Annotated in this window: 28 protein-coding genes; 15 read left to right on the forward strand and 13 right to left on the reverse strand. The window is 66.6% G+C overall.

The genetic code is table 11. The features are described from left to right. Positions 1 to 39 precede the first annotated feature (39 nt). Genes ACWPMZ_RS04805 through ACWPMZ_RS04815 form a run of 3 tightly spaced genes read left to right on the forward strand, consistent with a single transcriptional unit; the run spans position 40 to position 2,983 of the window. Complete coding sequence (locus tag ACWPMZ_RS04805) at positions 40 to 1,197, forward strand: GNAT family N-acetyltransferase (protein ID WP_455702874.1); 1,158 nt, start codon at positions 40 to 42, stop codon at positions 1,195 to 1,197. Continuing rightward, positions 1,194 to 2,069, forward strand: coding sequence for a JmjC domain-containing protein (locus tag ACWPMZ_RS04810; protein ID WP_455702875.1), 876 nt, complete (start codon positions 1,194 to 1,196; stop codon positions 2,067 to 2,069). The genes ACWPMZ_RS04805 and ACWPMZ_RS04810 overlap by 4 nt, the downstream gene beginning before the upstream one ends. Positions 2,070 to 2,104: 35 nt before the next feature. Next, positions 2,105 to 2,983, forward strand: coding sequence for an acyl-CoA thioesterase (locus tag ACWPMZ_RS04815; protein ID WP_455702876.1), 879 nt, complete (start codon positions 2,105 to 2,107; stop codon positions 2,981 to 2,983). Positions 2,984 to 2,986: 3 nt separating this feature from the next. Here the strand turns inward: ACWPMZ_RS04815 and ACWPMZ_RS04820 are convergent, their stop codons facing one another. Next, the gene (locus ACWPMZ_RS04820) at positions 2,987 to 3,427 is read right to left on the reverse strand and encodes a four-helix bundle copper-binding protein (RefSeq protein WP_455702877.1); all 441 of its coding nucleotides are present in this window, start codon (positions 3,425 to 3,427) and stop codon (positions 2,987 to 2,989) included. 109 nt (positions 3,428 to 3,536) lie between these two features. On the opposite strand from ACWPMZ_RS04820, the gene ACWPMZ_RS04825 reads away from it, so the two are divergent. Further along, positions 3,537 to 3,899 carry a DUF1622 domain-containing protein gene (locus ACWPMZ_RS04825; protein WP_455702878.1) on the forward strand — a complete coding sequence of 121 codons (363 nt, stop codon included), beginning with the start codon at positions 3,537 to 3,539 and terminating at the stop codon, positions 3,897 to 3,899. A 58-nt stretch (positions 3,900 to 3,957) separates the two neighbouring features. On the opposite strand, the gene ACWPMZ_RS04830 is transcribed toward ACWPMZ_RS04825, so the two are convergent. Continuing rightward, positions 3,958 to 5,619 carry a formate--tetrahydrofolate ligase gene (locus ACWPMZ_RS04830; RefSeq protein ID WP_455702879.1) on the reverse strand — a complete coding sequence of 554 codons (1,662 nt, stop codon included), beginning with the start codon at positions 5,617 to 5,619 and terminating at the stop codon, positions 3,958 to 3,960. Between the two features lie 216 nt (positions 5,620 to 5,835). Here ACWPMZ_RS04830 and ACWPMZ_RS04835 point away from each other — a divergent pair, with 216 nt between their 5' ends. Both ACWPMZ_RS04835 and ACWPMZ_RS04840 read left to right on the forward strand, forming a co-directional pair. Continuing rightward, entirely contained in the window at positions 5,836 to 7,278 is a 1,443-nt protein-coding gene (locus ACWPMZ_RS04835; RefSeq protein ID WP_455702880.1) for a DNA recombination protein RmuC, read from the forward strand. Further along, positions 7,275 to 7,982 carry a hypothetical protein gene (locus ACWPMZ_RS04840; protein ID WP_455702881.1) on the forward strand — a complete coding sequence of 236 codons (708 nt, stop codon included), beginning with the start codon at positions 7,275 to 7,277 and terminating at the stop codon, positions 7,980 to 7,982. Before ACWPMZ_RS04835 ends, ACWPMZ_RS04840 begins: the two co-directional genes overlap by 4 nt. 15 nt (positions 7,983 to 7,997) lie before the next feature. On the opposite strand, the gene ACWPMZ_RS04845 is transcribed toward ACWPMZ_RS04840, so the two are convergent. The 7 genes from ACWPMZ_RS04845 to ACWPMZ_RS04875 all read right to left on the reverse strand — a co-directional run bounded on the left by ACWPMZ_RS04845 (position 7,998) and on the right by ACWPMZ_RS04875 (position 13,286). After that, positions 7,998 to 8,801: a TrmH family RNA methyltransferase gene (locus ACWPMZ_RS04845; RefSeq protein ID WP_455702882.1), complete on the reverse strand. Its 804-nt coding sequence runs from the start codon at positions 8,799 to 8,801 to the stop codon at positions 7,998 to 8,000. A gap of 21 nt (positions 8,802 to 8,822) precedes the next feature. After that, on the reverse strand, positions 8,823 to 9,098 hold the full coding sequence (locus ACWPMZ_RS04850) for an HPr family phosphocarrier protein (RefSeq protein ID WP_455702883.1): 276 nt from the start codon (positions 9,096 to 9,098) through the stop codon (positions 8,823 to 8,825). A gap of 4 nt (positions 9,099 to 9,102) precedes the next feature. Further along, positions 9,103 to 9,507: a PTS sugar transporter subunit IIA gene (locus tag ACWPMZ_RS04855; RefSeq protein ID WP_455702884.1), complete on the reverse strand. Its 405-nt coding sequence runs from the start codon at positions 9,505 to 9,507 to the stop codon at positions 9,103 to 9,105. 70 nt (positions 9,508 to 9,577) lie between these two features. Continuing rightward, the gene (gene rapZ / locus ACWPMZ_RS04860; protein WP_455702885.1) at positions 9,578 to 10,504 is read right to left on the reverse strand and encodes an RNase adapter RapZ; all 927 of its coding nucleotides are present in this window, start codon (positions 10,502 to 10,504) and stop codon (positions 9,578 to 9,580) included. Between the two features lie 40 nt (positions 10,505 to 10,544). Continuing rightward, complete coding sequence (locus ACWPMZ_RS04865) at positions 10,545 to 10,964, reverse strand: HPr kinase/phosphorylase (RefSeq protein WP_455702886.1); 420 nt, start codon at positions 10,962 to 10,964, stop codon at positions 10,545 to 10,547. Continuing rightward, a complete protein-coding gene (locus tag ACWPMZ_RS04870) occupies positions 10,961 to 12,520 on the reverse strand; it encodes a stimulus-sensing domain-containing protein (protein ID WP_455702887.1) in 1,560 nt (519 codons plus the stop codon). The genes ACWPMZ_RS04865 and ACWPMZ_RS04870 overlap by 4 nt, the downstream gene beginning before the upstream one ends. Further along, on the reverse strand, positions 12,513 to 13,286 hold the full coding sequence (locus ACWPMZ_RS04875; protein WP_455702888.1) for a response regulator transcription factor: 774 nt from the start codon (positions 13,284 to 13,286) through the stop codon (positions 12,513 to 12,515). The genes ACWPMZ_RS04870 and ACWPMZ_RS04875 overlap by 8 nt, the downstream gene beginning before the upstream one ends. 247 nt (positions 13,287 to 13,533) lie before the next feature. On the opposite strand from ACWPMZ_RS04875, the gene ACWPMZ_RS04880 reads away from it, so the two are divergent. The 5 genes from ACWPMZ_RS04880 (at position 13,534) to ACWPMZ_RS04900 (ending at position 20,123) form a co-directional block, all read left to right on the forward strand. After that, positions 13,534 to 15,135: a phosphoenolpyruvate carboxykinase gene (locus tag ACWPMZ_RS04880; RefSeq protein ID WP_455702889.1), complete on the forward strand. Its 1,602-nt coding sequence runs from the start codon at positions 13,534 to 13,536 to the stop codon at positions 15,133 to 15,135. 129 nt (positions 15,136 to 15,264) lie between these two features. Then, positions 15,265 to 16,173 carry a PAS domain-containing protein gene (locus tag ACWPMZ_RS04885; RefSeq protein ID WP_455702890.1) on the forward strand — a complete coding sequence of 303 codons (909 nt, stop codon included), beginning with the start codon at positions 15,265 to 15,267 and terminating at the stop codon, positions 16,171 to 16,173. 200 nt (positions 16,174 to 16,373) lie between these two features. Beyond that, positions 16,374 to 16,799 (forward strand): TadE/TadG family type IV pilus assembly protein, encoded by a 426-nt coding sequence (locus ACWPMZ_RS04890; protein WP_455702891.1) that lies wholly within the window; start codon positions 16,374 to 16,376, stop codon positions 16,797 to 16,799. Next, positions 16,796 to 18,451 (forward strand): TadG family pilus assembly protein, encoded by a 1,656-nt coding sequence (locus ACWPMZ_RS04895; protein ID WP_455702892.1) that lies wholly within the window; start codon positions 16,796 to 16,798, stop codon positions 18,449 to 18,451. Before ACWPMZ_RS04890 ends, ACWPMZ_RS04895 begins: the two co-directional genes overlap by 4 nt. Positions 18,452 to 18,533: 82 nt before the next feature. Continuing rightward, complete coding sequence (locus ACWPMZ_RS04900; RefSeq protein WP_455702893.1) at positions 18,534 to 20,123, forward strand: tannase/feruloyl esterase family alpha/beta hydrolase; 1,590 nt, start codon at positions 18,534 to 18,536, stop codon at positions 20,121 to 20,123. Here the strand turns inward: ACWPMZ_RS04900 and ACWPMZ_RS04905 are convergent. Further along, positions 20,120 to 21,097: a polysaccharide deacetylase family protein gene (locus ACWPMZ_RS04905; protein ID WP_455702894.1), complete on the reverse strand. Its 978-nt coding sequence runs from the start codon at positions 21,095 to 21,097 to the stop codon at positions 20,120 to 20,122. The two genes, ACWPMZ_RS04900 and ACWPMZ_RS04905, sit on opposite strands and share 4 nt — an antisense overlap. Before the next feature lie 50 nt (positions 21,098 to 21,147). Further along, positions 21,148 to 21,540 carry a DUF3597 domain-containing protein gene (locus ACWPMZ_RS04910; protein WP_455702895.1) on the reverse strand — a complete coding sequence of 131 codons (393 nt, stop codon included), beginning with the start codon at positions 21,538 to 21,540 and terminating at the stop codon, positions 21,148 to 21,150. Positions 21,541 to 21,636: 96 nt separating this feature from the next. On the opposite strand from ACWPMZ_RS04910, the gene ACWPMZ_RS04915 reads away from it, so the two are divergent. Then, the gene (locus ACWPMZ_RS04915; RefSeq protein WP_455702896.1) at positions 21,637 to 21,861 is read left to right on the forward strand and encodes a hypothetical protein; all 225 of its coding nucleotides are present in this window, start codon (positions 21,637 to 21,639) and stop codon (positions 21,859 to 21,861) included. 27 nt (positions 21,862 to 21,888) lie between these two features. On the opposite strand, the gene ACWPMZ_RS04920 is transcribed toward ACWPMZ_RS04915, so the two are convergent. Continuing rightward, the gene (locus tag ACWPMZ_RS04920; RefSeq protein WP_455702897.1) at positions 21,889 to 22,557 is read right to left on the reverse strand and encodes an energy transducer TonB; all 669 of its coding nucleotides are present in this window, start codon (positions 22,555 to 22,557) and stop codon (positions 21,889 to 21,891) included. A 112-nt stretch (positions 22,558 to 22,669) separates the two neighbouring features. Next, the gene (locus tag ACWPMZ_RS04925; protein ID WP_455702898.1) at positions 22,670 to 23,326 is read right to left on the reverse strand and encodes an alpha/beta hydrolase; all 657 of its coding nucleotides are present in this window, start codon (positions 23,324 to 23,326) and stop codon (positions 22,670 to 22,672) included. 90 nt (positions 23,327 to 23,416) lie between these two features. Here ACWPMZ_RS04925 and ACWPMZ_RS04930 point away from each other — a divergent pair, with 90 nt between their 5' ends. The 3 genes from ACWPMZ_RS04930 to ACWPMZ_RS04940 are packed head-to-tail and all read left to right on the forward strand — an operon-like array spanning position 23,417 to position 25,907. After that, entirely contained in the window at positions 23,417 to 24,496 is a 1,080-nt protein-coding gene (locus tag ACWPMZ_RS04930) for a cysteine desulfurase family protein (RefSeq protein ID WP_455702899.1), read from the forward strand. After that, the gene (locus tag ACWPMZ_RS04935) at positions 24,493 to 25,575 is read left to right on the forward strand and encodes a cysteine desulfurase family protein (protein ID WP_455702900.1); all 1,083 of its coding nucleotides are present in this window, start codon (positions 24,493 to 24,495) and stop codon (positions 25,573 to 25,575) included. Before ACWPMZ_RS04930 ends, ACWPMZ_RS04935 begins: the two co-directional genes overlap by 4 nt. Then, positions 25,572 to 25,907, forward strand: a complete 336-nt coding sequence (locus ACWPMZ_RS04940) for a 2Fe-2S iron-sulfur cluster-binding protein (RefSeq protein WP_455702901.1) — start codon at positions 25,572 to 25,574, stop codon at positions 25,905 to 25,907. Before ACWPMZ_RS04935 ends, ACWPMZ_RS04940 begins: the two co-directional genes overlap by 4 nt. Positions 25,908 to 25,909 lie beyond the last annotated feature (2 nt).

Genomic DNA, 25,909 nt, shown 5'->3' on the forward strand with positions numbered 1-25,909 from the left:
TCGGCACCGCCCGCCGCCGCTCGCGAAAGTTAACGCCCGATGGCCACACGGCCCGCCGCGATTCCACAATTTGCCGCTGCGGCGGGGGAAGTCGCCGCGCCGACCGTCCGGCTCGAAGCGAAGTCGTGGCGCGAACTGGCCGTTCCGGACGAGGCGGTCCGGTGGGAAGCGCTGGCCGAATGGGCGGCCGAGCCCAATCCTTTCTACGAAAGCTGGTATCTCCTGCCGGCCCTCGAAGCGTTCGATCCGGCGGGCCGGGTGAAGCTGCTCTGCCTGGAGGCCGATGGCGTGCTGGCCGGCGTGATGCCGCTGGCGCGCGACTGGACCTATTACGGCTACCCATTCCCGCAGATGTTCGGCTGGACCCACCCGAACAGCTTCGTGGGCACGCCGCTGGTCGCTGCGGGGTTCGAGAAGATCTTCTGGCGCGAACTCCTTGCCTGGGCCGACCGGCACGCCGGCGCGGCGCTGTTCCTCCACCTGACGAACGTGCCGCTCGCGGGGCCGCTGCATGGCGCCCTGAGCGAAGTCTGCCGGGCGGAGGGCCGCGGGCTGGCTCTCGTCAAACACGAGGAGCGGGCCATGCTCGCCAGCGATCTCGCCCCGGAGGACTACTTCGCGGCCGCACTGGGCGGCAAGAAGCGCAAGGAACTGCGCCGCCAGCACAACCGGCTGGCCGAGCAGGGCGATCTGCAGGTCCGCCGCCTGCGCGGAAGCGAAGGCCTCGACCAGTGGATCGCGGCGTTCCTCGAGCTCGAGGCGCGCGGGTGGAAGGGCGCGCAAGGCTCGGCCATGGCCAGTTCGGAGACCACCAAGCGCCTGTTCAGCCAGGCTCTCGCAGGCGCAGCCCGGTGCGGCAGGCTGGAGCGGCTCGAACTGACGCTCGACGGACGGTCGATCGCGATGCTGGCAAGCTTCCTCACCCCACCCGGGGCATTTTCCTACAAGACCGCCTTCGACGAGGACTTCGGCCGCTTCTCGCCCGGCGTGCTGTTGCAGCGCGAAAACCTCGACCTGCTCGAACGCCCCGACATCGCCTGGTGCGACAGTTGCGCGGCGCCCGACCACCCGATGATTGATCACCTGTGGCGCGAGCGCCGGGCGATCGGCCGCGTCTCCGTTGCAATCGGCGGCCCGCTCCGTCGCCGCCTGTTCGCCGCCCTCGCGCGGCGCGAAACCCGAGGAATCGAGCAATGACGGCTATCAACAACACCCTTGGGGGCATCGCCCTGGACGCTTTCCCGCCGGCCACCCGGGCCCGCTTCGCGGCAAACTATCCCGAGGTGACGCACGTCCTGCAGCATGGCCTGCGCGAACATCCGCTCCTGGCGATCGAGGCGCTGGCGCAGCTTGGCGAGGCGCTGCCCGACGCCTCGGTCGAATACAATCGCGGCAACCTGCCCATCGGCGTCGATGGGAAGCCCGGCTCGAATGGCCTGACCATCGGCGAAACGATCCGCACGATCGCCACCAGCGGTTCCTGGGCCGTGCTCAAGAACATCGAGCAGCATCCCGCCTATGCCGCGCTGCTGGCCGGCCTGCTGGGAGAGATCGAAAGCGAAATCGTGGCCAGGACCGGCCGCATGCTCAAGACTCAGGGCTTCATCTTCGTGTCGAGCCCCGATGCTGTGACGCCCTATCACTTCGACCCCGAACACAACATCCTGCTGCAGTTGCAGGGGACCAAGACGATGACCGTCTATCCCGCCGGCGACGCCCGGTTCTCGCCCAACCGGGTGCATGAGCAATATCACACCGGCGGCGCACGCGAACTGCGCTGGAGCGACGACTTCCTGGGTCTGGGAACGCCCTTCGACCTCAATCCCGGCGACGCGATCTTCGTACCGGTGATGTCGCCGCACTATGTGAAAAACGGACCTGCGGTGTCGATCTCGCTGTCGATCACCTGGCGCAGCGACTGGTCGTTCGCCGAGGCGGACGCGTGGGCCTTCAACAAATGGCTGCGGGCGCGCGGCTTCGAACCCAGGCGGACCGGCCGCTGGCCGCGGACCAACAAGGCCAAGGCCTATGCCTGGCGGGTCCTGCGGCGGCTCGGCGCGCGCGAATAGTTGACCCCTGGCAGAGCCGGGGCCATGGCGCGGCCATGAGCGAACCCACCGCCGAAGACCTTGTCGCGCGCCTTCTCGAACTGCTCGACCCGAAAGACCTCGGCCAGGATCGCTTCGAAGGGCCGCGCAAGCCCGGCGGCGTCGGCCGCGTCTACGGCGGCCAGGTCATCGCGCAGGCGCTCGTCGCCGCGCAGCGCACCGTCGATCGCGGCCGCCGGGCCCATTCGCTCCATGCCTATTTCCTGCGCGGCGGCAGCGAGGACCATCCGATCGAGTTCGAGGTGGCGCGCGTGTTCGAGGGGCGCAGCTTCGCCAACCGCCGGATTACGGCGAGCCAGCAGGGCCAGGCGATTCTGGCTGCATCGGTGTCGTTCCAGGCGCAGGAGGAGGGCCTGCAGCATCAGGCGGCCGCCATGCCCGAGGTGCCGCCGCCCGAGGATCTGGCGTCCGAGGCGGACCTGATCTCGGCATTGCCCGAAAGCGCGAAGCGGGGGCTGTTGCCCTTCCTGCTCGAACCGCGCCCTGTCGACACGCGCCCGGTCGATCCTCGCGCCTTGCTCGACAGAAGCGAACTGCCGCCCCGGCAGCAGGTCTGGTTCCGCATGCGCGCCGCGGCGCCCGCCGATCCGCTCATCCATCAGGCGATCCTCGCCTACTGGTCGGACATGCGCCTCATGCTCACGTCGACGCTGCCGCATCCGGTCGCGTTCGCCCTGCGCGACATCAAGGGCGCCAGTCTCGATCACACGATCTGGTTCCACACGGACGTCAAGATCGACGACTGGCTGCTCTACGACATGGAAAGCCCGTGGAGCGGAGGCGCGCGCGGGCTCAACTTCGGCCGCATCTTCAGCCGAGACGGGACGCTGGTCGCCAGCGTTGCGCAAGAAGGCATGTTCCGCCCGGCGCGCTAGGGGTCAGGCGGCGCCATGGTGGAAGGTGCTGGCGCGCCCTTCGGCATGAACTTCTTGGTTGAGCGTTTCGAGCGCCCGGCGGCAGTCGTCGGCGCATTCCTGGCACATGCGGGCACAGCGGCGGCAATGGTCGTGGTCATGCTGTTCGCATTCCGCCCGGCAGGTTTCACAAGCCTCGATGCAGGTCGCCAGCATCGTGCGGATAAGCTGGCGGTTCTCGTCGGTCCGGCGGCTCGCCACGCGGTACGTCGCGGTGCACACATCTGCACAATCCATGCACAGGCGGATGCAGCGGCGCATGTCCATCTCCTCGGCGCTGCAGGCATCGGCGCACGAATTGCAGATCGCCGCGCAATACATCGCGTGCTTGACCGCCTCGGCCAGGTGCTCGTTGTAGTCGGCACCGACTTGCGGATGTTCCCGGATCATTTCCTTGATCGACATTGCTCGTCTCCTTCCGGAAAAGAGCGAACGGGCAGGGGGCTTGTTCCGGCGCCCTGTTGAACGGCCGACACGGTTCGTCCATTAACCGGGCATGTTGACCGATGCGCAGATGCTGGCCATCGCGACCGACGCCTCCCGGCTGTTCGAACTCGCGGGGATAGCCGCCATCATCCTGGGCGCCTTGTTTGCGGCAGGCGCGCTGGTCGTTAGCACCGTCGCGCGCGGTGCGGGCAGCGCGGCGGTTGGCCGAGCCGACCTGATCCCGGCCTTTCGCAAGACGCTGGGGCGTTCGATCCTCATCGGCCTGGAGCTGCTGGTGGCCGCCGACATCATCCGCACGGTGGCGATCGAACCGACGCTGCGCAGCGTACTCGTGCTGGGGCTCATCGTCATCATCCGCACCTTCCTGAGCTTCAGCCTGGAGGTGGAAATCGACGGCAAGTGGCCGTGGCAATCGCGCAAGGACCAATAGCAAAAGGCCGCCCCGCTGCCGGGACGGCCCTATCGCTGTTGTGGCAATCGACTGGAACTTAGAACAGGCCTTCGATCTGGCCGTTCTCGTCGAGATAGATCGCCTCGGCGCTCGGCACCTTGGGCAGGCCAGGCATGGTCATGATGTCGCCCGCAATGGCGACGACGAACCCGGCACCGGCCGAGATGCGCACCTCGCGGATCGTCACGTCGAACCCGCTCGGCGCGCCGAGCGCGGTCGGGTCGGTCGAGAACGAGTATTGCGTCTTGGCCATGCAGACGGGGAAATTGCCGTAGCCCATCTCTTCCCACTGCTTGAGCTGGCTGCGCACCGCAGGCGAAATCGTCACGCTCTCGGCGCGGTAGATTTCGCGGCAGATCGTCTCGATCTTTTCCGCCAGCGGCATGGCATCGGGATAAAGGTTTTTGAACTGCGCGCCCTTGTCGGCCTTTTCGGCGACGATCCGGGCCAGGTCTTCCGCCCCGGCGCCGCCGTCGGCCCAGTGCTTGCAGATCACCGCATCGGTGCCGTACTTTTCGGCCATCTCCTGGATGACCGCGATTTCTTCGTCGGTATCGAGGTAGAAGTGGTTGATTGCGACGGTCGGATTGATGCCGAATTTATTCAGGTTCTCGATGTGGCGCTCGAGATTGACCGCGCCCTTGCGGACCGCGTCGACGTTCGGATCGGCGAGATCCTTCTTTGCCACGCCGCCGTTCATCTTGAGCGCGCGGACGGTGGCCACCAGCACGATCGCGTCGGGCTCCAGCCCGGCGAGGCGGCACTTGATGTCCATGAACTTCTCGGCGCCAAGGTCCGCACCGAAGCCCGCCTCGGTCACCACGTAGTCGGCCATCTGCAGGGCGGTCTTGGTGGCGATCACGCTGTTGCAGCCGTGCGCGATATTGGCGAACGGGCCGCCGTGGAGGAAGGCGGGCCGGTTCTCCAGCGTCTGCACGAGGTTGGGCTGGATTGCGTCCTTGAGCAGCACGGTCATGCTGCTGTCGGCCTTCACGTCGCGGCAGAAGACCGGGGTCTTGTCGCGGCGGTAGCCGATGATGATGTCGCCCAGGCGCTTCTGCAGGTCTTCCAGGTCGCTCGCGAGGCACAGGATGGCCATGATCTCCGAAGCGACGGTGATGTCGAACCCGGTTTCGCGCGGGAAGCCGTTGGATACGCCGCCCAGCGGGCCGACGATCTGGCGCAGTGCGCGGTCGTTCATGTCGAGCACGCGGCGCCAGGTCACGCGGCGCAGGTCGATCTCGAGCGAGTTGCCCCAGTAGATGTGGTTGTCGATCATTGCGCTCAGCAGGTTGTGCGCGCTGGTGATCGCGTGGAAATCGCCGGTGAAGTGAAGGTTGATCTCGTCCATCGGCATGACCTGGCTCTTGCCGCCGCCCGCGCCGCCGCCCTTGACGCCGAAGCAGGGGCCCAGGCTGGGCTCGCGCAGGCAGAGCAGCGCCTTCTTGCCGATGTTGTGGAGCGCATCGCTGAGGCCGACCGAGGTGGTCGTCTTGCCTTCGCCCGCCGGGGTGGGGTTGATGGCGGTGACGAGGATCAGTTTCCCGTTGCTGCCGCCCTTGGGCAGCGCATCGCGGTCGATCTTGGCCTTGTACTTGCCGTAGGGGATTAGCGCCTCGTCGGGCACGCCCGCCGCGGCAGCGACCTCGGCGATCGGCTTCAGGGTAGCCTGACGGGCGATTTCGATATCGGTGGGCATCGGCGGTCCTCTCCGGTTGGCTTCGGTTGTTCACTCACGCGAAATTTTCGCGAATCCGAAATTGTAAGTGGCACATACTATCGGGGCGGGGCGAATCTCAAGTGTGTTTCTGGCTTGGGGGCTCACGGGCCGGGGGATGGTCACGATGCTCGGCCTTGTGCCCGGTAAGCGGGGGCGATAGGTTCGCTTTCTGTTCCCATTGCCTCGAGACCTCGCATGGATATCACCGCCGTCATCCTCGTCATTGGCGCTCTTTTGGCAGGGTTCGCGCTCGGCTGGTTCCTGGGCGGCCGCCCGGTGGCCGACTGGAAGGCCCGGCACGGCGAGCGCGATGCCGAGGCGCGCGATCTCGACGAGAAATTTCGCCGCGCCATCGTCGAGCTGGAGAATGCGACGGTCCGCGCCGGGCGTGCCGACGAGCTGGCGGTGCAGCTGGAAACGGTGCGCACGCAGCGCGAGAGTCTCGCCGGCGAACTCGCCACCCTGAAAGCCAACGCGGCCAATTTCGACGAACAGAAGCGCCTGCTGGTCGAAGCGCGCGAAGAGCTGCTCAAGGAATTCCAACTTACCGGCAGCAAGGTGCTGGGCGCCGCGCAGGAGAAGTTCCTCGCCAGTGCCGCCGAACGCTTCGGCCATGCCGAGGCGGCCAACAAGGAAGCGGTCAAGTCGCTGCTCGAGCCGGTTCACCAGCGGCTGAAATCCTATGAGGAGCAGGTCACCGGCCTGGAGCAGAAGCGCGTATCGGCCTTCGGCGAGCTGACCGGCCTGATCGCCTCGATGCGCGAAGGGCAGGAACAGGTCCGGCGCGAAGCGCAGCGGCTGGGCAACTCGCTGACCAACGCGCCCAAGGCGCGCGGCCGCTGGGGCGAACGCGCATTGCAGAACCTGCTCGAGCAATGCGGCCTTGCCGAGCATACCGACTTCCATCTCGAACACTCGATGGACACCGACGACGGCCGGCTGAGGCCCGATGCGATCGTCAACGTCCCAGGACAGAAGAAGCTCGTGATCGACGCCAAGGTCTCGCTCAACGCCTATCAGGCCGCCTTCGAGGCGGACAACGACGACGATCGCAAGCGCCACATGGATCTGCATGCCAAGTCGATGCGCGGGCATGTGCAGACGCTGGGCGCCAAATCCTACCAGAGCCAATTCGCCGAAGCGCCCGATTACGTGGTGATGTTCGTGCCGGGCGAACACTTCGTTGCCGCCGCGCTCGAAGCCGATCCCGAGCTGTGGGATTTCGCCTTCCACAACAAGGTGCTCCTGGCCACGCCGACCAACCTGGTCGCCATCGCCCGCACGGTTGCGCAGGTCTGGCGGCAGGATTCGCTGGCGCGCGAGGCGCAGGAAATCGGGCGCATGGGAGCCGAGCTTTACGAGCGCCTGCGGGTTGCGGCGGATCACCTCAAGCGCGTGGGCGGCGGGCTGGAAACGGCGGTCAACAACTACAACAAGTTCGTCGGCAGCTTTGAACGCAACGTCCTGTCCTCGGGCAAGCGGCTGGCGGAGAAGGGCATCGAGGTCGGAAAGGCCGAGATTCCCGAAGTTCCCCTTGTCGAAAGCGCCCCAAGATATACATCTGCCGAGCAGGAGACGTCCGCCATGCCGCAGCTCGGTAGGGGCGGGGAACGGGAAGAGGTACGCGAAAGCGGATGAGAGCACTGATTGCGGCACTGCCGCTGCTGGCCCTGCTGGCGGCCTGCGACCAGAAGTCCGCTCCTGTCGAGGAAGTCGCAGAGACGGCCGAAGAGCTTGTCGGCGCGGACAAGCCGGAGGCGCCTCGGCTAGCGACGGGCCCCTATGCCCCGCGCAACGCCTGCGGCGATCTCAAGGGGGCCGATGTCTTCCTGCAGGACCTCGCCAGCGCCGTTAACGCTCGCGATGCCGACGCCCTCGTCGCGCTGGCGGCCGAGGATGTAAAGCTCGATTTCGGCGACGGCGCAGGTACGGTGGAATTGCGCCGGCGCCTGCAGGCGGACGACCGAAAGCTGTGGCAGGAACTGTCGGACCTCCTCACGCTCGGCTGCGCCCCGAACAAATCCGGCGGGCTGACGATACCGTGGTACTTCGAGCAGGATTTCGGCGGGGCCGATCCGTTCATGTCGATGCTCGTCACGGGAGAAGCAGTGCCGATGCTCAAGTCGCCCGAGGAAGGGGCCGAGGTCATCGAACCGGTATCGTGGGACGTGGTGCAGATTTCCACTCTCAAGCCGGACGACGCCTACCAGCAGATCAAGGCGAAGGACGGCAAGACCGGGTACATCGAGACGGGCAAGCTGCGCAGTCTGGTCGATTATCGACTGCTCGCCTCGTCGCGCAACGGCAAGTGGCGCATCGTCAGCCTGGTGGCTGGGGATTAAGGCACGTTCCAGCGACTACGCGTCGAGCGTCGCAAGCACCTCGTAGGCGAGAACGGCCGCGGCAACGGCGGCGTTGAGGCTGTCGGCTCGCCCGCGCATTGGCATGGTCACCCTGAGGTCGCAGGCGGCTTCATAGGCTTCGGGCAGTCCGCGCGATTCGTTGCCGACCAGGATGAAGCACGGCGCAGCGTAGGGCGCGCCGCGATAGGGCACGGCATCGCGCAGGCTGGCGGCGACGAGCTGCCCCGTTCCGCCACGTAACCAGAGCAGAAACTCGTCCCAGCTCGCCTGGGCGATGGCCTGGGTGAAGACCGCGCCCATGCTAGCCCGCACGGCCTCGGCGCTGAAGGGGTCGGCGCATTCGTCGATCAGGATCAGGCCGCCGGCACTCACCGCGTCACCGGTGCGCAGCGTCGTGCCCAGGTTTCCCGGGTCGCGCAGCGCCTGGGCCACCAGCCAGATGTCGGCCGCGTGTCGATCCAGCGCCTGGATCGAGGTGTCCCATTCTGCGAACACCCCGATGACGGCCTGCGGATTGTCCTTGCCCGTGATCTTGGACAGGATGTCGGGCGTCGTCTCGATCACCTCGCCGCCGGCCGCGGCGACATCAGCTTCCAGCGCATCGAGCAACGGGTGCGGATCGCGCGCCTCGGCCATGACCAGCGTTTCCGGCAGGCGGCCGCTTTCGCGCGCGTCGGTCAGCAGGCGCAGGCCTTCGGCCAGGAAGCGCCCCTCGCGCTTGCGATGCTTCTTGTCGCGCAAGGCGCGCAGGGCCTTGACGGTGGGGTTAGAGAAGCCGGTGATCTGCCTGCGGGTCATGCGCTGCGTCCGCCCAGCGGCCTAGTCTTCGCCGAACTTGCTGCTCACCAGTTCGACCAGTTCGACCAACCGCTCCTCGGCATTTTCGCCCGAGACGGCGATTTCGATCGTATCGCCCATCGCGGCGCCGAGCATCATCAAGCCGAGGATGGAATTGCCACCGGCGCTGTGCCCGTCCTTGCCTACGGTAACCTGGCAACCGTCCATCGCCGAAACCGCGCCCACGAACTTGGCGCTGGCGCGCGCATGGAGGCCGCGCTTGTTGACGATCTTCACCGCCTCGCGCACCTCGCCCATCGGGTCAGGCGTCCTGTCCGAGGAATTCTGACGCTATCGTGATGTAGGTGCGCCCGGCATCGCGCGCCGCAGTGACCGCCTCGGTCAGCCCGAGCGACTTGCGCGCGCCGGCCAGCCGGATCAGCATCGGCAGGTTGATGCCGGCGATGACTTCGGTCTTGCCCGCTTCGAGCAACGAGATCGCGAGATTGGACGGCGTGCCGCCGAACAGGTCGGTCAGGATCACGGCGCCCTTGCCGCTGTCGACGCGCTTGATCGCGTTGGCGATCTCGCGCCGGCGCAATTCCATGTCGTCATTCGGCCCAATGCAAATGGTCGCGACGTCGGCCTGTTCGCCGACCACGTGCTCCATTGCGTGGACGAATTCCTCGGCCAACCGGCCGTGGGTCACCAGAATCATGCCGATCATGCGGTATGACAACTCTTCAATTGCGGTCCCGAGCCCGCGCGATTCGCGGGCGAAGGGGGCGGGCATAGGCTCAATGCTGCACCCCTTCAATCATCTCTGCGGACCTGGCGCCGAGGTTGCGGTGCAGCAGGGTAGGGGAAAAGCCCGCGTCGCGCAGCACGCCGGCCAGCCGTTCGGCCGTGTAGACCGACCGGTGCCGCCCGCCGGTGCAACCTATGGCAATGTTGACGTAGGTCTTGCCCTGCGCGGCATAGCGCGGGAGCAGGTCGAGCAGGAGCTGGCTGATCTTGTCGAACGCCGGGGCGAAGGCAGGATCGCGTTCAATATGTTCTCCCACGGGGGCGTCCAGTCCGGTCAATTCGCGCAGTTCGGGCACCCAGTGGGGATTGTCGAGGAAGCGCATGTCGAACACGAGGTCGGCCGCCGGCGGCACGCCGCGCGCAAAGCCGAAGCTCGATACCGTGACCGTGGTGGCGCCGGGGGATTCCGCTCCGAACCTTTCGCGCACCACCTGCTTGAGCTCGTTGGTGGTGTAGCGGGTCGTGTCGATGAGAATGTCGGCCCATCGCCGCAGCGGGGCAATCAACTCGCGCTCGGCCGCGATCCCCGCGGTCACCGGCATGTCCTGCGCCAGGTGATGGCGCCGCCGTGTTTCGTCGAAGCGCCGCTGGAGCTCGGCGCCCGAGCAGTCAAGGAACAGCGTCGTGACCAGCAGGTCGCTGCGACTGGCCAACTGCTTGACCCGGGCGATCACTTCCTCGGGAATGAAGCCACGCGTGCGGCAGTCGAATCCAATGGCGAGCGGTGCACCGTCGCCCTCCGCCCGCTCGCCCTCCTTGCCGATCAGACGCCGCAGGAAGCGCACCGGGAAGTTGTCGAGCGCCTCCCAGCCGAGGTCTTCCAGCTCGCGCAGGGCGGTCGTCTTGCCGGCACCGAGCATGCCGGTGACCAACAGTATCCGCTGGCGATCGTCGCCGGGGGAAGAAATGCCGGGCATCGCCGCCGTTCCTGCGCGGTTGAGACGGGAAAGGAAAGCCCTAGGGCAATCCGAATTGCCGCAGCGCCCATTCCACGCGCAGCGGCAGGGCAGGGGTGTCGGGGTAGAGCCGAACGAGCGGCAGGGCCTGTCCGGCGACCTCGGCGGCACCGGGCGCGGCGATAAAACGCGGCGCTTCGGGATCGAGGCGGACAACCAGTGCGAGAGGGGCGCTCACGGCCGGAAGGTCGATCAGGCCCACGTTGCGAATTTCCAGCTTGCCCGCGGTGTGCGGCGGCGGCGCGGCGATCACTCTGTCGCCTTCGACCTCAAGCGTGACGCCGTCGTCGCCCACGAGTTGCGCGCCGCGATCAAGCAGCATGAGCGCCAGCGTGGATTTGCCGCTGCCGCTCGCCCCTTCGATCAGCAAGCCGCGCCCGCCGATGGCAACGCAGGTTACGTTGGCCAGCAGGCCGGTCACGCGGCGGGCAGTGACAGCACGAGACAGGCGCCGCCATGACCATCGGCCCGATCGGCCACCGTCAGTGTGCCGTCATGCGCTTCGGCAATCGTGCGGCCGATGGCGAGGCCGAGGCCCGAGTGCGAGCCGAATTCCTCCGCTTCCGGGCGAAGCGAATGGAACCGGGCGAAGACTTTCTCGCGCGCTTCGGGCGCGATGCCGGGGCCTTCGTCGCAGATCGAGACCTCGACGAGTTCGCGCCCGCCCGAAATCCTGATCGCGATCCGGCCGGCCGGCGGCGAGAACGAGACCGCGTTGTCGAGCAGGTTCTCGATCACCCGCTCGATCCGGATGGGCACGCCCATGACGAGGCACGACCCGCCCTCGCGCGCGAGTTCGATCGACACGTCGCCGTTCTCTCCGCGCGTTTCGCGCCGGGCGATGACGTTCTCCACCAAACGGGCCATGTCGACCGGTTCGAACACCGCGCGGCTCAGTTCCGCGTCGATCCTGCTCGCTTCGGAAATCTCTGACACCAGCCGGTCGATGCGGCGCACGTCGTGGGCGGCTACCTGGGTAAGCTGCGCGCGCAGGTCCGGGTCCTCGACCTTGGGCAGGGAATCGATCGCGCTGCGCAGGCTGGCGAGGGGGTTCTTGATCTCGTGCGCCACATCGGCGGCGAAGGTTTCGACCGCATCGATGCGGTGGCGCAGGGCGTTGGTCATGTCGCTGGTGGCGCGGGCCAGCAGGCCGATCTCGTCGCTCCGCTCGGTCATGCGCGGGACCTCCACCTGGCGGTCGCGCCCCTGCCGCACGCGGATCGCGGCGCGGGCCAGCGTGCGCAGCGGCACCACGATGGTGCGCGCCATGTAGAGCGAAACCAGGATCGACATGATCAGGGCGAAGAACACTGCGCTGACCAGCGTCGAGCGGGCTTCGCGCACGTTCTCCGTGATGTCGACCGCGTTGCGCGTGGTGAGCAGAGTGGCGCCGACCAGCCCCACGGGGGCGGCGGCGTTGATCACCGGGGTGCCGTCGGGCGCGTCGCGCAGCTTGATCTGCGTCAGGCCCTGCGCGCGGGCGGTCGCGAGCTCGGGCCAGGCATCGGCCTGCTGCGATTCCGGTTCGATATAGTCGGGTATGGGTTCTGCACCTACGATGGTGTCGACCGCACGGTCGAGCCAGCGGGCATATCGCTGGCGAAATGTATCGTCGCCGACGCTGTCGAACTGGAACGCCGGTTCGCCCAGCGCGAAGCTGTCGGCCCACAGCCTGCCTTCGGCATCGAACATGCGCAGGCGCATCTTCTGTTCCTTGCCGATCTGCAGCAGCACGGCCTCCTGCCGCTCCTTGCTCGCGCCGGCCAGCGCCTCGGCGGTAATCTGCGCCTCGATCCGCGCCAGCTTGTAGCGCTCGTCGAGCAGCACCTTGCGGTAGGAATCGAGGTAGAAGATGCCGCCGCCCAGGATCAGCAGCGGCAGGATGTTGACCGCCAGAATGCGGAAGGTGAGCGGCGGCGAGCGCAGGCGGGCGAGCGGATCGTGCTCCGGCCTGTCGCCGGCCAGCGTCTCAGCCATCGGAATAGGAATAGCCCGCACCGTACAGCGTTTCGATCCCGGTGAATTCCGGGTCGACCGCGCGGAACTTGCGGCGCAGGCGCTTGATGTGGCTGTCGACCGTCCGGTCGTCGACGAACACGTCGTCGGGATAGGCCGCGTCCATCAGCTGGTTGCGGCTCTTGATGACGCCGGGGCGCGCGGCAAGCGCCTCGAGGATGAGGAACTCGGTCACTGTCAGCGAAACCGGGCGGCCGTCCCAGGTGACGCGGTGGCGCGCCGGGTCCATCTCGAGCCGGCCGCGAGTGAGGGCGGGCCCGTCGGCGCCGGTAACGGGATCGTCGATACCGCCCGTCGCCGGCCCAGCACGGCGCAGGATCGCGCGGATCCGGGCCAGCAGCAGCCGCTGGCTGAAGGGCTTCGTGATGTAGTCGTCGGCGCCGAGGGCCAGGCCGGCCGCCTCGTCCTGCTCCTCGTCCTTGCTGGTCAGGAAGATGACCGGCAGGTCGCTCGTCTCGCGCAGCCGCTGCAGAAGTTCCATTCCGTCCATCCGCGGCATCTTGATGTCGAACACGGCGAGATCCGGCGGGTTCTCCACCAGCGCGCGCAGCGCGGCTTCGCCATCAGAATAGACCCGCGTGGCATAGCCTTCGGCCTGCAGCGCGATGGATAGCGTGGTCAGGATATTGCGGTCGTCGTCGACCAGCGCGATCGTCCGGCGCGGCTCGCCGCTTGGGGCATCGGCAGCGGCCTGCGGCGCGTCGGCGGTGGAATCGGTGTTGGTCATGGCAATGTCCGTGTTGCACCAAGGAGTTAGCGACAACGCCCGGGATTGCCAATGCGCATGGCCGGGCAATGCCTCGCGCTTGCGGTAATAAATTGATTTCGAAACAAAAACTTGGAAGTGAAGAATCGGTTTCAGATGCTAAGGTGCGTCCGGTTTGACGGCGCGGCGTGCCACGACTATGCGCCGCGCCAACCAAGCAGCCGTGCAACGATGCGGCGCAATTGAGAACAGCCCCGGAGATCAACTCGTGACAGTTCAGCTTCCCGTTTCGCTTGCCGATCAAGGATTTGACACGCGTGCCAAGATCCTGCCGAACTTCGGCACCGCGGCGCTGGTCGAGGAAGCGCTGAAGCGGGGCGAGGGCCGCCTGACCAAGGACGGCGCGCTGCTGGTCGACACCGGCAAATTCACCGGGCGCAGTGTGAAGGACAAGTACGTCGTCCGCGATGCGACGACCGAGGACACGATCAATTGGGGCGCGATCAACCAGCCGATGGACCAGGCGCACTGGGATACGCTCAAGGCTGATTTTCTCGCCGAGCTGAAGGACCAGGACGAGTTGTTCGTGGCCGACCTGTTCGGCGGCAGCCAGCCGGAATACCGCGTCAACGTGCGCGTCGTGAACCAGCTCGCCTGGCACAACCTGTTCATCCGCACGCTGCTGGTCCGCCCGACGGCCGACGAACTGGCCGGCTTCGAGCCGGAGTATACGATCATCAACCTGCCCAGCTTCAAGGCGAACCCCGACCGCCACGGCTGCCGCAGCGACACGGTGATCGCGGTCAACCTGACCGAGAAGCTGATCCTGATCGGCAACACCGAATATTCGGGCGAGATGAAGAAGGGCGTGTTCGGCCTGCTCAACTTCCTGCTGCCGGCGCAGGGCGTGATGCCGATGCACTGTTCGGCCAACATCGGCGCCGACGGCAAGAGCGCGATCTTCTTCGGCCTGTCTGGCACCGGCAAGACCACGCTCAGCGCGGATGCCAGCCGCACCCTGATCGGTGATGACGAGCACGGCTGGTCGGACACGGCGATCTTCAACTTCGAAGGCGGCTGCTACGCCAAGATGATCAATCTTTCGGCGGAGGGCGAGCCGGAGATCTTCGCGACCACGAAGATGTTCGGCACGATCCTCGAGAACGTGACGATGGATCCCGAAACGCGCGAACTCGACTTCACGGACGACAGCAAGACGGAGAACACCCGCGGCGCCTATCCGATCGAATTCATTCCCAACACCAGCGAGAAGAATCTCGGGCCGCCGCCCTCGAACGTTATCCTGCTCACTGCCGACGCGTTCGGCGTGCTGCCTCCGATCGCGCGCCTGACGCCGGAGCAGGCGATGTATCACTTCCTGTCGGGCTACACCGCCAAGGTCGCCGGCACCGAGATCGGCGTGACCGAGCCGACCGCCACGTTCAGCACCTGCTTCGGCGCCGCTTTCATGCCGCGTCACCCCAGCGTCTACGGCAACCTGCTGAAGAAGCGCATCGCCGAAGGCGGCGCGCAGTGCTGGCTGGTCAACACCGGCTGGAGCGGCGGCAAGGCGAGCGAGCCGGGCATCAAGCGCATGCCGATCAAGGCGACCCGCGCGCTGCTCAACGCCGCGCTCGACGGCAGCCTCAACGATGTCGAGTTCCGCAAGGATCCGAACTTCGGCTTCGAAGTCCCCGTGGCCGTGCCCGGCGTCGACACCAACCTGCTCGACCCGCGCGCCGCGTGGAGCGACAAGGAAGAATACGACCGTACCGCCCAAAAGCTGGTGCAACTGTTCGTCGACAACTTCGAACAGTTCACTGCCCACGTGGACCAGGGGGTTCGCGACGCAGCCCCTCAGGCAGCTTGAACTGGTTGTAATTTAATTGTGCGGCGAAGGCACCACTTGCAATTTACAAAAGCTTCATAGACACCCGACCATAATAACATAATTGCGGATCGTTGCGCTCAAAGGGGTCGAGCGGAACGGGGTCTTTAAATGGCGTCTGATGATGGGCACGGGTTACCCAATGCGGCGACGGCTGCGGAGTTCGTGCGTCAATTCGCAAGCTACAGACGGACCGCGCTGAGCGAACCGGTTTTCATTACCAATCACGGCAAGCCGAGCCACGTCCTGCTCGACATCGGGAAGTACCAGGCTCTTGCCGAAAACGGCAGCGAAGGCGGACACGACGACCAGGAACTGGTCGATTCGGTCATGACGGCGCTGGCCGACGCCTCCAACGAGGCGCTGGTCATCTGTGACTTCGCCTTGCGCTGTGTTTACCTGAACGCGGCTGCCACCAGCCTGCTGGGGATCACGACGCGCAATTCGATCGGCCGACTGCTGTCGGACTTAGCTCCGCGCCTGCAAGGGACCTTGCTCGACCATCAGCTGCGCCGCACGCGGCAGACACGCGAAGTCATGCGGGCCGACTTGCCCTCGCCCTGGATCCCGGGGAACTGGTTGCATACCCACACCTACACGGCGTTCAATCGCGTGGTCCTCGGATGCCGCGACATCACGGACGATGTGGAGAACAATCGGTTCGCGGACGTGAAGGCGACGCTGCTCGAAGTGATGAACGTTCACGGCAGCGTCGGATATGCGCGCCTGTCCAATCGCGCCACGATCGACAAGGCGAGCGACACGCTGGCCAATGCCGTAAGCCTTCCGAGCGAACGGATGATCGGCGTGCCCTTCGTCAATCTGATCGAACTCGCCGACCGGGCGGCGTTTCGCGAGAAGCTGGAAAGCGTGCTGCGCGACGGGAAGACGCTGAAGGATAGCGTGAACCTGATTTCCAACGAGGGAAGCGGAACGCGCGTCGACCTGGCTGTGCAGCAGTTGAGCGGTGCCTACGGGACCGAGGGCGCACTCGTGCTGCTCACCTTCGCGCGCGAATAACGATTCGCTGAAGCGGTCCAGGCAATTCGCTTAATCTATGCACCGGGCGCCGTTTCGTTGATTGAAGCCGTATTTACCAAGAGCCCTTTTTGCTCCTGTCGGCCTGCAGCAAGTCTGGACCGGCGCGTTACATAAATTCTGCATATTTCGCCGATTCTCCTCGATAAGGACGATTTACGCAGATCCGCCACTTTGGCGGCATGACGAAACAAACCAGAAATCCCCGCTCTCTTCTGCGTGACGAAGGCGGCGCGGTCATGGTGGAGGCGGCTTTCGCCTTCCCCATCCTCATCGTTCTGCTTCTGGGCATGGTCACCTACGGCATGTGGTTTGCCGCGGCCCACGCCTTGCAGGAAGGGGCGAACAGTGCGGCGCGATCCACGCTGGGTGCGCTCGACGCCGGCGAGCGGGATGCGCAGGTCGACAAGACGGTAGCCCGCATGCTGGCCAGCAGTTCCATGCTGAACCCGGCCAAGGTCGAGACCGACACCTCGCTCGACGGCACGTACTACAGCGTCACGCTGACCTACGACATCAGCGAGGAGTCGCTGTTCGCCAACTCGATCGTTCCCTTGCCCGGCGATACCATCGTGCGCTCGGCGCTGGTCGAGGTGAGCGGCTCATGATCCGCACCAAGCGCCGCCTGAATGAACTGCGCGCGGACGAGGATGGCTCGGCCGTCGTCCTGTTTGCCTTTTCGGCGCCGGCCCTGCTCGGGCTTGCGGCGATCTCGGTGGACCTTGCCTCGCTCTACCTGTCGGAGCGGGAGCTGCAGGGCCTGGCCGACGCGGCGGCCGCCGCCGCCGTATCGGTCGACATCGAATCCCAAGGGCGGAGCGCGGCCGAACTGCTGATCGCGCGCCGCGGGCTCGAAAGCCAGAACATCGCGCTCTACGAAACCGGCACCTATGCGCGCGATGCGGCGATCGCGTTTGACGACCGCTTCTCCGCGGGCGGGAGCAACGTGAACGCGGTGCGCATCCGGCTGAGCCGCGTGGCGCCCTTGTTCTTCGCATCGATTTTCGGGCGCAGCGACTCCACCGTGGCTGCCGAGGCGACCGCGGCGAAGAACGACATGGTCGCGTTCGAACTGGGCTCGAAGCTCCTGTCGCTCTCCAGCAGCTTGCCAAACCAGTTCCTTTCCCGCCTGGCGGGGAGCGAACTGAACCTGACCGATCAGGACATCGCCCGGCTGGCCGCGACCCAGATCGACGTCGTCACGCTGGCGGACCGCCTGCGGGCTGAGCAGGGCGAGCCCGACCGCAATTTCGGCGAGACCTACGATGCGGTGTCCGGATTGGTCGACATCGTGGAAGCCATGGCCGCCGCCTCGCCCGATTCGGCGACCTCGGGGATGCTGCTGGGTATCGTGGCGAGCCTGTCGGGCGAGGGCATCGTCATGTCCGAGCTCATCGATCTCGGCCCTCTGGGTCTGAACGACGTGGACGACGGGAAGGCAGGCATCCGGGTCGACGCCTACACCTTGCTGCGCAACGTGCTGGAGGCGAGCCACGGAGACCAGTACGCCGTCGAATTGAACGTGACGGTGCCCGGTCTGGCTTCCACCAAGGTGGGGATCGCCGGGGGTTACGGCTTCCAGCGGTCGCCCTTCATGTCGGTCTCAGAGGCGGGGAACGTCATCCTCCACTCGGCACTGACCCGGATCTATGTCGACGGGCGGCTGGCCACGGCGGTACCGCAACTGCCTTCGGTGCGCTTTCCCCTCTATCTCGAGCTCGCCCCGGCGGACGCGCAGATCGTGCGCGTCGAATGCGACCGCGAGAACTCGTCCAACGGCGTCGACGTGGAAGTGCGCCCCTCGCTCGGGCAGATTGCCATCGCCAATGTCGACGTCGCGCAGTTCGACAATCTGTCGGTGGCGCCCACGCTGCTCGACGGCGTGATCGTCAACAGCGCCGCTTTCTCGGTGACGGCCTTCGCCAACGCGTCCCTCGGCGGGGCGCAGGTGCAGACGCTGCATTTCTCGATCGAGGAGATCGAGCAGGGTGCGCGCAAGGAGGCGGGGACGGTTGACCTCGCCCAAGGCACGACCCAGTCGCTGCTCGACGATGCGCAGTTCGAAGTGAAAACGATCGGGCTGACGCTCGGTCTGTCCACCTCGACGGTCTCGGCCGCCACGCGCACGGCGCTTGCGGGCGTGACCTCCCAGATCGACAACCTCTATGGCCAGATCAGCAATATCGCCGGCGTGAAGGTCGGTGTGGCCGAGGTGGGTATCAACCGCCTGCGGTGCGGGTCGCCGATGCTGGTCGGGTGATCGCTCGCGGCATGGCGGGCATCGCCGCGGCAGTGGTCATCGACACGGCGAGGCGCTAGCCATCCCTGCAAGGGAGGGCTCGATGACATCGACGATTCGCAAGCTGTTGCTCGGTACCATTTCGGCCGCGGCGTTCGCTTCCGCTCCGGCGGCAGCGAAGGATTGTTCCGAACTCGCCGGCATGGCGGTGACCGACGGCAAGGTGACCTCGGCAACCTTGGTCGAGGCCGGGAAGTTCGCCCCGCCGGCCGCGCCGGGCGGCCCGCCGCCGGGGGTGGCCGCCGCCGGGTTCGCCAAATTGCCGGCGTTCTGCCGCGTCCAGGCGACGCTGACGCCGAGCAGCGACAGCGACATCAAGGTCGAGGTCTGGCTCCCGGCGAGCGGCTGGAACGGAAAGTACGTCGGCATCGGCAACGGGATCTGGGCCGGCCAGTTGAGCCTGTCGCAACTCGGCGATCCCTTGTCGCGCGGCTATGCCGTCGCGACGACGGACACGGGCCACACCGGCAATGGGCTGACCGCCGAATGGGCCATCGGCCATCCCGAAAAGCTGGTCGATTTCGGCCACCGCGCGGTCCACGGCATGACCGTCGCCGCCAAGGAAGCGATCCGGGCCTTCTACGGCGAAGGCCCCCTTTTCTCGCTGTGGAATTCGTGTTCGACCGGCGGGCGCCAAGGGCTGATGAGCGCCTATCGCTATCCGGGGGATTACGATGCGATCAGCGCGATGGCTCCGGCCAATCCGATGACCGAGCTGATGACCCAGTCGATGTGGTCGGGCTGGCAGCCCAACCGCGCGCCGGGCGCCAAGCTCTCCCCGGCCAAGCTAGGCGCGGTTCATGCGGCCGTGGTGAAGAAGTGCGACAAGCTCGATGGGCTGGAGGACGGGCTGGTGATGAACCCCACCGCCTGCACCTTCGAGCCCAAGACCCTGCAATGCACCGCGGGTGACGGCGATTCCTGCCTCACCCCGATGCAGGTGGATACCCTGCAGGCGATCTACGACGGCATCCGCGATGCCAACGGCAACGTCGTCCTGGGCGGCTGGCCCTATGGCTCGGAAATGCAGCTCGCCGCGCTGACCCAAGGCCCGGCGCCGTTTCCGGTGGCGCTGACATATTACTCGATGCTGGTCTTCGGCGACCGGCAGGGGTGGGACTGGAAGACCTTCGATTACGTGCGCGACCGCCAGGCGGGCATCGCCTACGGGAGCGAGATCCTCGACGTGCCGGCCACCGGGCTCGACGCGTTCTTCGCGCGTGGGGGCAAGTTGCTGCTCAGCCACGGCTGGAACGACGGGCTGATTCCGGTCGGCAACTCGCTGGGGTTCTATCGCGACCTCTATCGTGAAATCCCCCTGCAGCAGGCGCAGGAGCAGCTGCGGTACTACATCGTGCCGGGCATGGATCACTGTTCGGGCGGCGAGGGGGTCAGCGATTTCGACACCCTCGGGACGATCGACGCCTGGGCGACGACCGGCCGGGCGCCGCATGCGATCGTCGCCACTCGGCCCACCGTCACGGCAGGCGGCCCGCCGGGAGCACCGCCAGCGGCACCGCGCGCGCCGATGTCACGCCCGCTGTGTCCCTATCCGCTGGTTGCGAAGTACGACGGGCAGGGCGACACCGCGCTGGCCGCCAGCTTCAGTTGCGTGCGGCCCGAAGAGATCTAGCGGCTGCCGTAGAGGACGTTGGCGACGACCTGCTCGATCACCCGTGCACCGCTGCGCCAGGTGTTGCGTGGCAGTGTCGGGACGGCGCCTGACAGGCCGCCGACGCGCGGCGGATCGGCGGCATAGGTCGCGGTCCGGACGCCCGGCAACGTTGCCAGTGCCAGGCAGAACTTGTCGAACCGCCGCTGCAGCAGGCGATTGACCTGCGTACGGTCGCGGCTGAGCAGTTCGAAGCTGTGCGACACCACGGTGAAGCTCTCGATCCCCTCGTCGCGCGCATGGATCGCCGCCTCGCGCAACTCTCGCGCCGAGAGTGCGGTCAACTGGGCGTGGCGCAGGCCGCGCGCGCCGGTGATGCATCCGATCGGGACTTCGATCACGCCCAGCTTGCTTACCGGGCGCCTGTCCTCGCGGCCCAGGCTGATCGCGCAGGCCGAGTGCGGGATGCCCGGGGCGTGGTTGCTGTCGTGCGTGAAACCGAGGCTGGCGAGCGCGCGAAGGGTGTCGTCGTTCGCGCCATAGTTGCCCGCCCGAAAGGCGACCGGTTTGGGCGCGCCTGCAGCCATCAGGGCCTCGCGCGCATATTCGAGCAGGGCGATCTGTTCGCCCAGCGCAAAGTCCTTGAGGTTCTGCCCGGTGCGCCCCGGCACGGGCGAGGAGCTGCCGGCGAGCGCCAGCCATTCGGTATGGAGATGAAGCTGCACGTCGTGCCCGCGCGCGAGGATGGGTTCGACCACCTGGCTTATGGCCCCGGTGCCCCAGACGAGCGCGGGCATGGGATCGACGAAGAAAACCGCCTTGAGGCCGAAGTTGTCGAACCGGTCGAGCGTGTAGGCGAGGCCGGCCCCGCCGGTGCTGGTCTTGCCCGCGATCGAACGGTCGAAGTTCGCCGCGCGCGCGGCGGTATCCACGCCGTTGCGCGCGGCGAAACCGAATTCGTATTCGGTGTCGATCGTCAGATATACTTTCGTCACTATCCCGCAGGATAGCGACCGAAGGTTACGAAACGGTCAGCCCGCAGGGCTCAGTCGATGTATTCTGCCGGGACGCGGCCACCGCTCTTCGAAAGGTCCTGCATCACGCGGCGGTGCAGCCAGACGTTGTCTTCCGCCGTGCCGGAATAGTCGGACCGCCCCATCTCCTCGGCCAGGGCCTTGCGCGAATCGTAATCGGAATCGACCCCGATGAGTTTCATCAGGTCGACGATCGACGTGCGCCAGTTGAGGTTGGTGGCGCCGGGCAGGGCATCGAGATGGTTTTCCACGTCAATGACGGGGGCGGGCTGCGGCTTCGGTGCCGCGGGCGCCGACGCCGAAGTCGAGGCCGGTGCGTCCATCGGTATCGCAGAGGTGGTAGTCGGCGCGGCCTGTTCCTTGCGGCCCAGGATGGCGTCCTTGATCTTGCTGAAAATGCTCACCGGATACTCCTCTCGCGAAACGTCGCTCTCGGACGCCCCAACAGGTGAGTGCGGCGGTTGGTTCCGTCGGCCCGCCCGACGCGCTAGGAAACGCCGATGGACACCGTGCTCTCGATCATCATGCTTGCCGCATTCGCTCTGCTTGCGGGAGCCATCTGGCTGTGGCGGCGGCAAGGCCCGATCAAGCAGGTCTGGCTGATGGTCCTGCTGTCGGTGGTGATGTTCATCAACGTCGCGATCTGGCTGATCCCCGACAAGGACGGCGCGGCGCCCCTGCTGGAACAGGAGAGGCAGGACCGCGCCGCAGTGGCTCCCGAATAGGGCCCTATCCGGGAGGGTGCAGGCAGGTCAGCGCGGGATCTGCCAGCGCACGATGCTGGTGTAGCGGCCGACGACCTTGGCACCCGTGCCGTCGGTCGCCGCGTCGAACCGGGCGCGCCTTTCGACATAACGGCACGTGGCCTCGTCGAGCCGTGCGCTCCCGCTCGACTTCGTGATCTCGCAGGCGTCGACCCGGCCGTCTGAGCCGACGATCACGGCGAAGCCGGTGGTGCCTTCCTCCTCGTTGCGGAGCGAACTCGCCGGATAGTCCTCGGTCAGGACCCAGCGGCCGGGATCGTTGCGCGGCCGGGCGGCAGCAGGGGCGAAGCTGGGTTGCGGCCTAGGCTGGATCAGCGGTGAAGGGACTGGACCGGGGACCGGAACGACCGTGGGGCGAGCCACCTCGAGCGGATCGAACACCTCCACCTCGACGCGCGTGTTGCTGGGCAATTCCATCGGTGGCTTGGGGGCGACCAGCGGCGCCTCAGCGGCCGCGGGAGGCTGATCGACGGGTGGAGGGGGCGGCGGGGGATCGCTCTTGAATTCGATGATCGGATGGAATGAAGGTATCGTCTCGATGCCGACATAGCTCAGGCCGTTGACCAGGACATATCCAACGGCGGCATGGATTGCGATGACGCTGGCTATGGCGGTCGTCCGCCGGCGGGGATCGGTGATGCGGTTTGTATAGGACACGGCAACTCTCCCAAATCGTATGTGACAATGTAACATCTCATATTACGCTCGTGCAGGCAAGCGGGTTCCTGCGCCGGCGCGCATGACTTTGTTCAACCGGTGGGAGGCCGCCTCAGCGGATCGGGCAGTCGGGCGACAACCGGAAGTCGAGGTAGTTGTCGACCGAGGCCATCAGTTCTTCGGTCTCGTTCTCGAAGAAGTGGTTGGCCCGGGGGATTTCCTCGTGGTGGATCGTGATGTGCTTCTGGGTGCGCAGCTTGTCGACCAGCTTCTGGACCGCGATCGGCTGGACCACGGTGTCCGCCGTACCCTGGATAAAAATCCCGCTCGCCGGGCAGGGAGCGAGGAAGCTGAAATCGTACATGTTCGCCGGCGGGGCGATCGAGATGAAGCCGCGGATTTCCGGACGGCGCATCAGCAACTGCATGCCGATCAGGGCGCCGAAGCTGACCCCGGCGATCCAGGTAGTCTGCGCTTCCTGGTGGATCGACTGGACCCAGTCGAGCGCGGCGGCGGCATCGCTCAGTTCGCCGATGCCGTTGTCAAACGAGCCCTGCGACCGGCCTACACCGCGGAAATTGAAGCGCAGCGTGGCGAACCCGCGGTCGACGAAGGTCTTGTACAGTCGCTGGACGATCCGGTCGTTCATCGTCCCGCCGCCCTGCGAATGCGGGTGCAGGATCATGGCGACCGGTGCGCGCGCGCGGGTGGGCGGGGCGAAACGGCCTTCGAGGCGGCCTTCGGGGCCGGGGAAGATCACGGAGGGCATGGGCGGTTCTCGACTGCGTTGACGCGGCGCGGGTGGCGCGCCGGGAGTGGGCGGCTATATAGGGATCGCGCCCAAAATCGCAATTGCTACATGACCCGTACCTATCTCGACCACGCAGCGACCACGCCTCTGCGGCCCGAAGCGGCCGAGGCGATGCGCCTTGCCTTCGCCGATTGGGCCAATCCCAGCAGCCCGCACGCCGAGGGCCGCAAGGCCCGCGCCGCACTGGAAGGGGCGCGTGAACGGATCAAGGCCGCGCTCGATTGGGATGGCGAGTGCATCTTCACGTCCGGCGCAAGCGAAGCGGCCGAACTGGCGCTGGGCGGCGCCGATGCGCCCAAGACCTTCGTCTCGTCGATCGAGCACGATTCGGTGCTGCGCGCGACGGAATGGAGCGACCTTACCCTGTCGGCCCGGCCCGACGGTTCGGTCGACGCGGCGCTGCTTGCCATGACGCTCGACCGCCACCGGACGCTGGTGGCGATCCAGCACGTCAATTCCGAGACCGGCAATCGGCAGTCGATCGATCGGCTTGCCGGGCCGGTTCGCGATGCGGGCGGCCTGCTGCTGGTCGATTGCGCCCAGAGTGCCGGGAAGTTTCCCCTGCCGCTTGGGGCCGACATGGCGATCGTCTCGGCACACAAGTTCGGCGGCCCGGTCGGGGTCGGCGCGCTGCTCGTGCGCGATTTTGAAATGCTTCACCCCACCGGCGGTCAGGAACGTGGCTATCGCCGCGGGACGGAGAACCTGCCGGGCGTGCTCGGCATGGCCGCCGCGCTCGACGCTTGCACCCGGCCCTATCTCGATCCCGCCGTGCTCGAACCGCTGGGGGCCTTTGCCGCAGAGGTTCGCGCTCTGGGCGGCGAATGGCTGGCCGACCGCCTGGCCGACCCCACGCCCTACGTTTGCGCCGTGGCCATGCCGCACCTTGGAGGGACAGCGCAAGTCCTGCGCTTCGACATGGCAGGCATTTCGGTTTCGCAGGGAAGCGCATGTTCGTCGGGCACGATGAAGCCGAGCCGGGTGCTGAAGGCCATGGGGCTGGCCGACGAACTCGCCGCGCGGACCATCCGCGTCAGCTTCGGCTGGACGACGACGAAGGCCGAGGTCGAGCGGTTTTGCGAGGTGTGGCTTGCGATGGCGCGCGAGGCCGCCGAAAGGGCGGCATGATCTATCTCGACAACCAGGCCACCACGCCCCTCGCGCCCGATGCGCGCGAAGCGATGCTGGCCTGGCTCGGAGGCCCGGAAAGCGATGGATACGGCAATCCGCATTCCTCGCACCGGCTCGGCCGCAAGGCGGAAGCCGCAGTCGAGATCGCGCGCGAGCAGGTCGCGGCCCTTTTTCCACCTGGCGGGACGACGATCTTCACCGGCAGCGCGACCGAGGCGTTGAACCTGGCCTTGCGCGGTAGCGAACCGGCACGGCAGGGCCGGCCCATCGCGGTGAGCGCGATAGAGCACGCGGCCGTCGCCAATACGGCGCAGGCGCTGGGCAATTGCCATGTCCTGCCGGTCGATAGCGAGGGCCTGCTCGATCCGCAGGTGGCGCTGCCTGACGGGCTCGGCGTCCTGGCGGTCATGCAGGTCAACAACGAGATCGGCACGACCCAGCCGGTCGCCGATCTGGCCGAGCGGGCCGGCGCGATGGGCGCGCTGGTGGTTTGCGACGCGGTCCAGGCAGCCGGCAAGATGGCCATCGCCGACGCCGACCTGATCGCCGTATCCGCGCACAAGCTTTACGGGCCCAAGGGGATCGGCGCGCTGTGGATCCGCGATGGCGTAGAACTCCAAGGGCAGATCACCGGCGGCGGGCAAGAGGCGGGCATTCGCTCGGGCACGCTCAGCCCCGCGCTCTGCGCCGGGTTCGGCGCAGCGGTAAAAATTTCGCTGGAGCGAATGGAGGACGACCGGGCGCATGTGTCCGCGTTGTTCGCCCGGGCGCGGGAAATATTTGCCGGTTGGGCGCTCAACGGCAGCGCCACTCACCGCTACCAGGGCAACCTCAACCTGCGCCGCGAGGGGCTCGACGTGGCACGCCTCATGTCCGATGTTCGCCAGGTGTGTTTTTCCGCGGGATCGGCGTGCGCCAGCGAGGCGAGGAAGCCCAGCCGGGTGCTGTCTGCCGTAGGCCTGTCCGCGGCTGAGGCGAAGACGTCGATCCGTCTCGGCTTCGGTCGTTATACGACGATGGAAGAGGTGGAGGAGGCCGCGAACCTGCTCACCGCGGCGGCTGAGGCCCAGGCATGAGTGTCACGGCGCGGTTCATCGATCGCGACGGCAGATCGGTCGAAGCTGTCGGAGAAGAGGGCACGAGCCTGCTCGAAGCCGCGCAGGCGGCCGGACTGCCGCTGGAGGGGACGTGCGAAGGGCAAATGGCTTGTTCGACCTGCCACGTCATCGTGGCGCCCGAGTGGTTCGATCGCTTACCCGATGCGAGCGAGGAGGAGGAGGACATGCTGGACCTCGCGGCCGGTGTCGCTCGCACCAGCCGCTTGTCCTGCCAAATCCTCCTCAGCCCCGAGCTTGACGGAATCGAGGCGCGCATCCCGAGCGAAAGCCGGGACATGCGCCGTCGCTGACG

The organism is Tsuneonella sp. HG222 (assembly GCF_053819185.1).

Coding starts and splice junctions, on each gene's coding strand:
- ACWPMZ_RS04840 (WP_455702881.1), top strand. CDS start 7,275: ATGAGAGCACTGATTGCGGCACTGCCGCTGCTGGCCCTGCTGGCGGCC.
- ACWPMZ_RS04820 (WP_455702877.1), bottom strand. CDS start 3,427: ATGTCGATCAAGGAAATGATCCGGGAACATCCGCAAGTCGGTGCCGAC.
- ACWPMZ_RS04855 (WP_455702884.1), bottom strand. CDS start 9,507: ATGATCGGCATGATTCTGGTGACCCACGGCCGGTTGGCCGAGGAATTC.
- ACWPMZ_RS04895 (WP_455702892.1), top strand. CDS start 16,796: ATGATCCGCACCAAGCGCCGCCTGAATGAACTGCGCGCGGACGAGGAT.
- ACWPMZ_RS04900 (WP_455702893.1), top strand. CDS start 18,534: ATGACATCGACGATTCGCAAGCTGTTGCTCGGTACCATTTCGGCCGCG.
- ACWPMZ_RS04850 (WP_455702883.1), bottom strand. CDS start 9,098: ATGGGCGAGGTGCGCGAGGCGGTGAAGATCGTCAACAAGCGCGGCCTC.
- ACWPMZ_RS04870 (WP_455702887.1), bottom strand. CDS start 12,520: ATGGCTGAGACGCTGGCCGGCGACAGGCCGGAGCACGATCCGCTCGCC.
- ACWPMZ_RS04805 (WP_455702874.1), top strand. CDS start 40: ATGGCCACACGGCCCGCCGCGATTCCACAATTTGCCGCTGCGGCGGGG.
- ACWPMZ_RS04930 (WP_455702899.1), top strand. CDS start 23,417: ATGACCCGTACCTATCTCGACCACGCAGCGACCACGCCTCTGCGGCCC.
- ACWPMZ_RS04830 (WP_455702879.1), bottom strand. CDS start 5,619: ATGCCCACCGATATCGAAATCGCCCGTCAGGCTACCCTGAAGCCGATC.
- ACWPMZ_RS04885 (WP_455702890.1), top strand. CDS start 15,265: ATGGCGTCTGATGATGGGCACGGGTTACCCAATGCGGCGACGGCTGCG.
- ACWPMZ_RS04825 (WP_455702878.1), top strand. CDS start 3,537: ATGCTGGCCATCGCGACCGACGCCTCCCGGCTGTTCGAACTCGCGGGG.
- ACWPMZ_RS04890 (WP_455702891.1), top strand. CDS start 16,374: ATGACGAAACAAACCAGAAATCCCCGCTCTCTTCTGCGTGACGAAGGC.
- ACWPMZ_RS04940 (WP_455702901.1), top strand. CDS start 25,572: ATGAGTGTCACGGCGCGGTTCATCGATCGCGACGGCAGATCGGTCGAA.
- ACWPMZ_RS04935 (WP_455702900.1), top strand. CDS start 24,493: ATGATCTATCTCGACAACCAGGCCACCACGCCCCTCGCGCCCGATGCG.
- ACWPMZ_RS04835 (WP_455702880.1), top strand. CDS start 5,836: ATGGATATCACCGCCGTCATCCTCGTCATTGGCGCTCTTTTGGCAGGG.
- ACWPMZ_RS04810 (WP_455702875.1), top strand. CDS start 1,194: ATGACGGCTATCAACAACACCCTTGGGGGCATCGCCCTGGACGCTTTC.
- ACWPMZ_RS04925 (WP_455702898.1), bottom strand. CDS start 23,326: ATGCCCTCCGTGATCTTCCCCGGCCCCGAAGGCCGCCTCGAAGGCCGT.
- rapZ (WP_455702885.1), bottom strand. CDS start 10,504: ATGCCCGGCATTTCTTCCCCCGGCGACGATCGCCAGCGGATACTGTTG.
- ACWPMZ_RS04875 (WP_455702888.1), bottom strand. CDS start 13,286: ATGACCAACACCGATTCCACCGCCGACGCGCCGCAGGCCGCTGCCGAT.
- ACWPMZ_RS04845 (WP_455702882.1), bottom strand. CDS start 8,801: ATGACCCGCAGGCAGATCACCGGCTTCTCTAACCCCACCGTCAAGGCC.
- ACWPMZ_RS04915 (WP_455702896.1), top strand. CDS start 21,637: ATGGACACCGTGCTCTCGATCATCATGCTTGCCGCATTCGCTCTGCTT.
- ACWPMZ_RS04815 (WP_455702876.1), top strand. CDS start 2,105: ATGAGCGAACCCACCGCCGAAGACCTTGTCGCGCGCCTTCTCGAACTG.